Source organism: Bradyrhizobium sp. 139 (genome assembly GCF_023074175.1).
GTDB lineage: Bacteria > Pseudomonadota > Alphaproteobacteria > Rhizobiales > Xanthobacteraceae > Bradyrhizobium.
On the sequence record NZ_JADPKS010000025.1, the window covers coordinates 1 to 6,810 of the forward strand.

Below are 6,810 nucleotides of genomic sequence, written 5' to 3' on the forward strand. Positions count from 1 at the left end.
CAAAACCCCCGCTCCAACACCCGCGAAAAGCCTCCTAGCGACATGCCGGGGCGGAAATGCGTCACTGCGCCGGTCACCCCGTAGACCTCCACCACCTCCACCACCTCCGCCGGCATCACGCAGCGCCGAATTGTAGCGGGGGTCGGTCTGCTTCATGTAAGTGGGCGAGATGTCGCGATTGGTGACGTTACGCCCGCGTAAGCCGGGCGGCCGGAGAGGGGACGTTACGTCGCAGCGAGATCGCGGAGCATGTAGGTCGCGCCATCGCCGTAGGGTGCGAGCTTTGCGCGCAGGTCCGCATCCGCCGTGACGGGCCGAAAACCGAGATGTTCCCACAGCGGCCGTGTGCCGTAGACCGAGACCAGCGCGAGCGTTGTGATGCCTGACGCGCGCGCCAGCTCCGCGACCGCCGCGATATAGTCGCGCGCAGCGCCGCCGCGAACGTGCGGCAGCACAGCGACGTCGTGCACGTAGAGGCAATCCGCATCATCGGGCAATCGTTCGAGGAAGCCGTCGAGCGGCGGAATCCGGTTCTGCGTCCAGGGATGCGTGAGGCCATAGCCGGCGATATCTTCACCGGCGACGAGCACGCGGCAGCCATCGGGATAGAGCCGCATCTTCTCCGCAACCACTTCGGGACGCTCAGCGAGGTCCGGATGGATGCGCGCTGCGATGGCGCTGATCGCGGGCAGGTCGGAGGTGCACGCGGGACGCCAATGCGGCTTGCTCATGTCGATCCGTTGGTCCGCCTCACTCATTCCAGTTTATTCCGCTGCGCAGATGCGCGCAGCGAAAAATATCTTTGCCGCCGTCCCAGGAATAGGAAACGTTGCGCGGCGTCCTACCCATGCAAGCCAACTGCATGACAGGAGATACCATGACGTCCTCGATCCGCCTCGCACTCACGCTCGCAATATCGCTCGCGATCATCCCCGCTGCCTTCGCCGCGCCGCCGGCCAAGACCGGCAAGTCCGACAAGGGCAACGTGCTCACCGATGCCAAGGGCATGACGCTCTACACCTTCGACAAGGATGCGGACGGCAAGTCGGCCTGCAACGGCCCGTGTGCGACAAACTGGCCGGTGCTGAAGGCCGAGGCGAGCGATGCCGCGGCTGACGGCTACACCGTCATCACCCGCGACGACGGCTCCAGGCAATGGGCCTACAAGGGCAAGCCGCTCTACACCTTCGCCAAGGACACCAAGCCCGGCGATATCAGCGGCGACGGCTTTTTGAACGGCGCCTGGCATCTGGCGATGCCGTGACGGCGATGTGAGGAGCTGCCTACCGCAGTCCCTCATACACCATCAGCCCGCGTGCGATCTGCAATTTGCGGATCGCCCGCGGCAGCAGCTTCTCCGGCTGATGCAGATAGCGCCAGGAGGTGAGGGTGAGCGCGGACAGCGCGCCGCATTCGTCGTCGAACGGCGCAAGCACGCCGGTGACGCTCACCGGCGTATGCGGGCGGGCGTTGAAGGGCAGCAGCAGCAGCTCGAGATGCGCCTTGCTGCCGTCCTCGCGCGCCGCAGTGACGCCGGCGATCGCGCCGAGCGTCTCGTCGGCGACGATGGTCGTGATCTCCTCGATCTCGCTGCGGCTGGCGTCGGTGAACAGCGCCGCAAAGCTCTGGTCCTTCAGGTCCGTTCCCGCAAGCGCGCAGACGCGCGTGCCGGCGACGCGGAACGGGAAGCCGAGGTTTTGCTCGCAGGACAGCACGAAGATGTCGCCGAGCAGGCCGCGGACGGCGGCCGGATCGATGTCGGCCCTGTCAGGGGCCCGCGCAGTACCGCGCTTCTTGTCCCAATAGGCGAAGAACGCGCGGCTCGACGGATGTTTCATGACTGAACGCTCGCCTCGGGGCGCAACCTCACGGAACAAACCTGTCCCGCTTCAGTGCACCCTCGATCCCTGTGTTGTTGTGCAGGAGGGGATTTGCAGCGTCCATGCCGCGGAGGCGTTTTCGCATCCCCGGAGGCCGTCTTTGCGTCGTTAACGTTAAATTAACTATGCGCTTTCCGCCCGACGCCCCGCTGCTATGGTGATCGCGGTCGCACGCCTCGCCGCTTTCATCCAGGTTCTCGGCGAGGCCTGTACACAGGCGTCAAACAGTTTGGTCGCGGGCCGCGGGGAGGGTGGGGATACACCTTATTCCTCCGCCTCCCAGAAGGCCGACACGGACAGGCAGGGCTTTCCCAGGGCCCTGCCTTTTCCTTTTGTGCACTTGCACAGGGTGGGCAAAGGCGACTATCTCCAAGATTGTCGCTCCGATCGCCCTGAAAGCGAAGCTGCCTTGGATTCCCCGCAAAATTCTCCGCCGCAAGATCCTCCGCCGCAAAATCTGGCGCAGGACGTGCCGGCCGTCGTCGAGGAGGCTCCGCGCGAGCCGATCCTGACGCTGCCGGTCGCGCTGACCGCCTACATCATCCTGCTGGCGGTGATCCATCTGCGGATGCTGCTGCCGCCGGAGATCGAGAACTGGACCATCGACGTCTTCGGCTTCATCCCAAAGCGCTACGATTCCTCGCTGCTCAATCTGCAGATCCCCGGCGGTACCGGCGCCAAAGTCTGGACCTTCGTCACCTATTCGCTGCTGCACGCCAATCTGACCCATCTCGGTTTCAACGTGCTGTGGCTGCTGCCGTTCGGCAGCGCGCTGGCGCGGCGCTTTGGCGCGATCAGGTTCTTCCTGTTTCTCGCGGTGACGGCGGCGGCCGGCGCGCTCGCTCATCTGATCACCCATGAGCACGCGGTGGCGCCGATGATCGGCGCCTCGGCCTCCGTGTCCGGCGCGATGGCGGCGGCGATCCGCTTTGCGTTTGCCCGCGGCAGCTTCCTGTCATTCAGCCGATCGGACGCCGACACCGCCGCAAGGGTTCCGGCGCTGCCGCTGTCGCGTGCGCTGCGCGACAGGCGGGTGGTCGGCTTCCTCGCGGTGTGGTTCGGCATGAACATCATCTTCGGCGTCGGCGCGATCGGCGTCGATTCCGAAACCACAAGCGTCGCCTGGCAGGCGCATATCGGCGGCTTTTTCGCAGGCCTTCTGCTGTTCGCGCTGTTCGATCCCGTGCCGCGCGTGCGAAACGATGCTGCGGATGCGTCATCACAGGACATTTCAAACCGTATTTGAAGCAGCGCTTGCGGCGCCGCCCGAATTCATCCATCATTCCCGAGAAGAATGTTCCCAAGTGACAAGCCGCTAGCGGCGGTCCTTCGCAAAGCGCCTGAGCGTGAAACCGGCGCCTAAACTGTTAGTTGAAGACTCGAAGAACAAGTCCGGACCGCGAGCAGCGGACGGATCCGATTCAGGGAGGCGACAATGACGGTACGTTCCATTCTCAATACCAAGGGCCACCAGATCATGAGCGTCGAGCCCGACGCCAAGCTGGCTGCGGCGGTCAAGCTGCTCGGTGAGAAGAAGATCGGCGCGGTGCTGGTGATGAACCAGAGCCGCCTCGAAGGCATCCTGTCCGAGCGCGACATCGTGCGCGTGATCGGCGAACGCGGCGCCGGCGCGCTGGAAGAGCCGATCTCTCAGGTCATGACCCGCAAGGTCGTGACCTGCAAGGAGACCGACACGGTCGCCGAGCTCATGGAGATCATGACCACCGGCAAGTTCCGCCATCTGCCCGTCATCGACAGCGGCAAGGTGGTCGGCCTGATCTCGATCGGCGACATCGTCAAGCGCCGAGTCCAGGAATACGAAGCCGAGCAGGAGGCCCTGCGCGACTACATCAAGACGGCCTGAGCGGCCTCACTCGTCCGCCTTGGACGCGTCCGTTTTGGGCGCGTTGCCCGCGGGCGCCGGCGCGAGCACCTCGATGGCCTCCTGAATCGAATCCAGCGCGCGTTCGGCCGCACGCACTCCGTGCGCGATCAGATCCTCGGCGCGATGGAAGTCGAACCAGCCGAACTGGCCGACCCGCGGCGTGATCAGAAGATCGGGCGGATCGCCTGCGAGGCGCGCGCGGGTGATGCGGTCCTGCATGATGTTGAAGGCGTCGACCATCACCGAGGAGATGCCGGGCCGTCCGACGCCGCCGAAGAACTCGCGCTTCATGGTTTTTTCCGGCGAGAACAGTCTCGGAAAGCGTCGCTTGGGCGTCGTCTCCTCGACCACAGGCGGGGCCGGGTCGGGCATCGCGCCGTGTGAATAGATCGTCGTGGAATGCGTGAAGATGTCGCTGGAAAGATTTGCGGCGATGACGATTTCGGCGCCAAGCGCGCGCGCGGCCGAGACCGGCACCGGATTCACCAGCGCGCCGTCGACCAGCCAGCGGTCGCCGATCAGGACCGGCGAGAAGATGCCGGGTAGCGCATAGGAGGCGCGCATCGCGTCGACCACGCGGCCGCGGGTCAGCCAGATTTCGTGGCCGGTGCGGACCTCGGTTGCGACCGCGGCGAATTTGATCGGAAGATCCTCGATCAGGGTCTGGCCGACCGCATGCTCAAGCCGGGTGGCGAGCTTTTCGCCGCCGATCAGCCCGGAGCCGTTGAGGCGGATGTCTAGATAGCCGATGATGTTGCGCATGCCTTGGAGGCTGCGCCCCCAGTCTTCCAGGGTGTCGAGCCTGCCGGCCGCATAGAGGCCGCCGACCACTGCGCCGATCGAGGTGCCCACCACGACGTCGGGTACGATGCCATTGGCAGCGAGGGTTCTCAGGATGCCGATATGGGCAAAGCCGCGCGCCGCGCCACCGCCGAGTGCAAGGCCAACGACCGGCCGTCTGACGCTGCCAAGACCGACCTTCTCGCCATTGGAGCCGTTCGCGCCCCGACCCCTCAACATATCCAGCACCAAAACTCTCCTCCGCCAGGGCCGGCCTCACTGATCAGACTAGGCACCGCAGTTGCACTCCGCCAGAAACCTGCACTCCGCCAAAACCGGGGCGAGGCATGGTTTATGCCGGTTTGGGTAAGGCACGGGGCAGGAGTATGGCGATGGACGGTTACCTCAGGACTAATCACGCAGGCGTCAACCGGGTTCCAAAGAACCGTATCGGAGCCGTACTTCTTGGGATTTCAGAGGCTTGAATTTGCCGCGTTTTCGGTGAAAAGCATGTGGCATGACTCTCGGGGGTGACGGCATCATTGGATGGCGGCGCAGCACATCGCTGCTGCCGGCGCTAATGGTTGCTGCGATCGTTACCCTCGGCCAAGTTACCTTCGGCCAAGGCACTGCCCAGGCGCAGTTTTTCTCCGATCGTCCGCCGCCGGTGCCGCCCGCCTCGGTGCCCGACCCGGGCGGCGCCGTCAGCCTGGCGCCACCCCCTGGCCCGGGCGCCGGGCCTCCGAGCCTGCCGCCGACCCTGATGCAGCCGGCAACGCCCAGCATGCCGCCGCCCACGGCGAGCGTGCCGTCGGCCCCGCCGCTCAACGCGGCCGCGCCCGGCCAGGCCGTGCTGTCGCTGACCGCCAAATACGGCAAGGATACCCCCCCGATCACCAGCGGCCTGGTCTGGCGCGTGTTTGCCGATCGTCCCGACGAGAACGGCACCTTCAAGCTGATCCGCGAGGACCGCAACGCCACGCCCAACATCGTGCTGCCGCCGGGCAATTACGTCGTGCACGTCGCCTTCGGTCTCGTCAGCGCGGTGCGCACCGTCAGCCTCAAGGCCGAGACCGACCGCGAATCCTTCCTGCTGCCGGCCGGCGGCCTGCGCATCGAGGGCCGCGTTGGCACCAGCCGCATTCCGCAGAACCAGATCTCGTTCGCGATCTACAAGGGCAGCCAGTTCGAGTCCGGCGAGCGCGCCTCGCTGGTGCCGAACGTCGCCGCCGGCGACGTCGTGCTGATACCGGAGGGCACCTACTACATCATCTCCAACTATGGCGACGCCAATTCGGTGGTGCGCTCGGACATCCGCGTCCAGGCCGGCAAACTCACCGACGTCACCATCACCCACCGCGCCGCCGTGATCACGCTCAAGCTGGTCAGCGACAGGGGCGGCGAGGCGCTCGCCAACACCGCCTGGTCGGTGCTGACCCCGGGCGGTGACGTCATCAAGGAATCGATCGGCGCCTTCCCGCGCGTCGTGCTCTCCGAAGGCGAATACCGCGCCATCGCCAAGAACGAGGGCAAGGTCTACGAGCGCGGCTTCAACGTCGTCAACGGCGTCGACGGCGAAGTGGAAGTCGTCGCGCGCTAGTGCCTAAGCGATGATGCCGCATGCGGCCCGACGCTGGACTTCGCGCCTGGCGCAATACTTCTCATCCAGCGCACGAATGTCCCATCTCCCGTTACCGCTAAAGCAGATGCTCTCCGCCACGCCATTTTGTCTTCCGTTTTGAATACCTCAATCAGCGCTACCAAACTGCGTCGGAGGGCCGACAAGCACCGGCACCATCGGCTTATTCCACAAGCGTCGCGACTTCGTCACAGCCGTGCAAGATACCTGTTTCCGATAATTAATTTTTTTCTCTTTCCGTCCTGCTGCGTTATATGTCGGGCATCCGTCAAACGGGGGCCGGAGCAGGCGTATGCCTTGCGAAACCGGCAGGAGCAGGGGACCAGGCGCGTCGGCATGTTCGAAGTGATCCTCACCAGGCGCAAGCGGTTTGGCTGGCGATGGCAGGTGTGCGACCAGTCCGGCAAGATATTTGCCGATGGCTTCGAGCGCACCCGGCCGTCCGCCAAATATCATGGCGAGCGCGCATTGTTCTTCCTGTTGTCGCAGGCCGATCTGCGCAATCGCTCCGCGGCGTCCAGCGAGGACTAGACGATCGATTCCAAGAAATCTGCGTCGGAACTGATTGGGTGTTGGCGGATTCCTCGTTTGCGATTGGCGCAATGAGGAGCGACATCATGGCAGGA

Annotated in this window: 8 protein-coding genes and 1 pseudogene; 5 read left to right on the forward strand and 4 right to left on the reverse strand. The window is 64.8% G+C overall.

The window, feature by feature from the left end; genetic code table 11:
• Both IVA80_RS07110 and IVA80_RS07115 read right to left on the reverse strand, forming a co-directional pair.
• Positions 1–104 (reverse strand): annotated as a pseudogene (locus IVA80_RS07110) (S49 family peptidase); the annotation flags it as partial.
• A 120-nt stretch (positions 105–224) separates the two neighbouring features.
• Positions 225–731: a GNAT family N-acetyltransferase gene (locus tag IVA80_RS07115; protein ID WP_247427235.1), complete on the reverse strand. Its 507-nt coding sequence runs from the start codon at positions 729–731 to the stop codon at positions 225–227.
• A 146-nt stretch (positions 732–877) separates the two neighbouring features.
• Here IVA80_RS07115 and IVA80_RS07120 point away from each other — a divergent pair, with 146 nt between their 5' ends.
• Positions 878–1,264, forward strand: a complete 387-nt coding sequence (locus IVA80_RS07120) for a hypothetical protein (RefSeq protein ID WP_247427218.1) — start codon at positions 878–880, stop codon at positions 1,262–1,264.
• A 19-nt stretch (positions 1,265–1,283) separates the two neighbouring features.
• On the opposite strand, the gene IVA80_RS07125 is transcribed toward IVA80_RS07120, so the two are convergent.
• Positions 1,284–1,838 carry a PAS domain-containing protein gene (locus IVA80_RS07125; protein WP_247427221.1) on the reverse strand — a complete coding sequence of 185 codons (555 nt, stop codon included), beginning with the start codon at positions 1,836–1,838 and terminating at the stop codon, positions 1,284–1,286.
• A 451-nt stretch (positions 1,839–2,289) separates the two neighbouring features.
• Here IVA80_RS07125 and IVA80_RS07130 point away from each other — a divergent pair, with 451 nt between their 5' ends.
• Together IVA80_RS07130 and IVA80_RS07135 are read left to right on the forward strand one after the other, a co-directional pair.
• Entirely contained in the window at positions 2,290–3,126 is an 837-nt protein-coding gene (locus IVA80_RS07130; protein ID WP_247427224.1) for a rhomboid family intramembrane serine protease, read from the forward strand.
• 189 nt (positions 3,127–3,315) lie between these two features.
• Positions 3,316–3,744 (forward strand): CBS domain-containing protein, encoded by a 429-nt coding sequence (locus IVA80_RS07135; RefSeq protein WP_247427226.1) that lies wholly within the window; start codon positions 3,316–3,318, stop codon positions 3,742–3,744.
• Between the two features lie 6 nt (positions 3,745–3,750).
• Here IVA80_RS07135 and IVA80_RS07140 read toward each other — a convergent pair whose 3' ends face one another.
• The gene (locus tag IVA80_RS07140; protein WP_247427229.1) at positions 3,751–4,794 is read right to left on the reverse strand and encodes a patatin-like phospholipase family protein; all 1,044 of its coding nucleotides are present in this window, start codon (positions 4,792–4,794) and stop codon (positions 3,751–3,753) included.
• 268 nt (positions 4,795–5,062) lie between these two features.
• Between IVA80_RS07140 and IVA80_RS07145 the strand changes: the two genes are divergently transcribed.
• Positions 5,063–6,145 (forward strand): hypothetical protein, encoded by a 1,083-nt coding sequence (locus tag IVA80_RS07145; RefSeq protein WP_247427231.1) that lies wholly within the window; start codon positions 5,063–5,065, stop codon positions 6,143–6,145.
• 336 nt (positions 6,146–6,481) lie between these two features.
• Entirely contained in the window at positions 6,482–6,715 is a 234-nt protein-coding gene (locus IVA80_RS07150) for a hypothetical protein (RefSeq protein ID WP_247427233.1), read from the forward strand.
• Positions 6,716–6,810: the final 95 nt, after the last annotated feature.